The 1,780-nt window shown below is 50.9% G+C and carries 1 protein-coding gene; it reads right to left on the bottom strand.

What is annotated here, in order from left to right; all coding sequences use genetic code 11:
- Positions 1-208: 208 nt before the first annotated feature.
- Positions 209-1,780 (bottom strand): carbamoyl-phosphate synthase large subunit (gene carB, locus Q0314_RS01395; protein ID WP_298055682.1); only part of this gene is annotated, 1,572 nt, incomplete at its 5' end.

Below are 1,780 nucleotides of genomic sequence, written 5' to 3' on the forward strand. Positions count from 1 at the left end.
TTTTTTAAAAAATAGCTATACAATTCATTATTATTTTGTATTTTTGCAAAGCAGTTTTTCTGGAATCGCTTAGGTAGATTGTGTAAAAATTTGCGCCAATTTGCAAGAAATAGACAAGTGCGGTCAAATTTAACTTCATCCCAAACAAGCTTTGCTAAAAAATGCAAAAGCTCAAATTTGAGTCAAATTTAACCGCGCAAATTTAGCCTCACTTCCCGCTCAGATACTCCTGCAAGCTCTTAACCTCCAGCGCGCTGCCGTCTTGCACGCTTTTTAGCGATTTAGCCGCCGCTAGAGCCGCCGACATCGTCGTGAAATACGGGATCTTAAATCGCATGATGTTTTGTCTGATTTTCTTGCCGTCCTCGCTGTTTGACTTGCTGTCGCTGGTGTTGATGACAAGCGCGATGTCGCCGTTTTTGAGCTTATCCTCGACGTTTGGGCGACCTTCGCTGATTTTGTAGACGAACTCGCTCTCTACGCCCGCGTCATTTAAAATTTTATACGTTCCGCCCGTGGCGATGATTTTAAAGCCTAGATTTATCAGCTCGCGCGCCAAATTTGCGGCGTATTTTTTGTCCGCATCGGCAAGAGTTAAAAAGACTAGCCCGCTAGTAGGTAGCGAGTTGCTCGCAGCGATCTGGCTTTTTGCAAAGCTCTTTGCAAAATCACTTGATATGCCCATGACCTCGCCCGTGCTTTTCATCTCAGGCCCCAGGATTAGATCCGCGCCAGAGAGCTTGTTAAACGGAAAGACCGCTTCTTTGACGCAGACGTGGTTTTTCACGCGAGGCTTGAGTATGCCGCGCTCCTCGTAAACCGCGCCGTAGTTATCGTAAAATTTAAGCGCCTCGCGCAAATCGCCCTGCCACATCACGCGCGTAGCGACCTTTGCCATCGGCACGCCCGTCGCCTTGCTAACAAACGGCACGGTGCGGCTAGCGCGCGGGTTTACCTCTATCATGAAAAGTTCGTTCTCGTAGATGGCAAACTGGATATTCATGAGCCCCACGACGCCCAAATTTAGCGCGATATCGCGGGTTTGGTTTTCTACCTTTTCGATCATCTGCGCGGTCAAATTTAGCGGAGGCAGTATGCACGCGCTGTCGCCGCTGTGGATGCCCGCCTCCTCGATATGCTGCATCACGGCGCCGATATAGACGTCCTTGCCGTCGCTGATCGCGTCTACGTCGAGCTCCACGGCGTCTTGTAAAAATTTATCGATCAGCACCGGCGAGTGGTTGCTGACCTTGACCGCCTCGCTCATGTATAGGCGTAGCTCCTCATCGCTATGCACCCGTCTCATCGCGCGGCCGCCTAGTACGTAGCTAGGGCGCACTAGCACAGGATAGCCGATAGCGGCGGCCTTTTCTAGCGCCTCTTTTTCGCTTGTAGCGGTGTCGTTTCGCGGCTGTTTGACGCCGATTTTAGAGATAAATTCGCTAAATTTCTTTCTATCCTCGGCGACGTCGATCGTGCGCGCGCTGGTGCCGATGATTTTCGCGCCCGCTATGCTTAGGCGTTTGGCGAATTTTAGCGGCGTTTGGCCGCCAAAATGCACTATCACGCCGTCTGGGTTCTCGTGCTCGATCACAGCTCTAACGTGCTCGAAATCAATCGGCTCAAAGTACAAAATATCGCTCGTGTCGTAGTCGGTGCTGACGGTTTCTGGGTTGCAGTTGTACATTATGGTTTTGATACCCATGTCGCGTAACGCGTAGCTAGCGTGCACGCAGCAGTAGTCAAACTCGATGCCTTGGCCTATGCGGTTTGGACCGCC

The organism is uncultured Campylobacter sp. (assembly GCF_938040115.1).
In the GTDB taxonomy this organism is placed as follows: Bacteria; Campylobacterota; Campylobacteria; order Campylobacterales; family Campylobacteraceae; genus Campylobacter_A.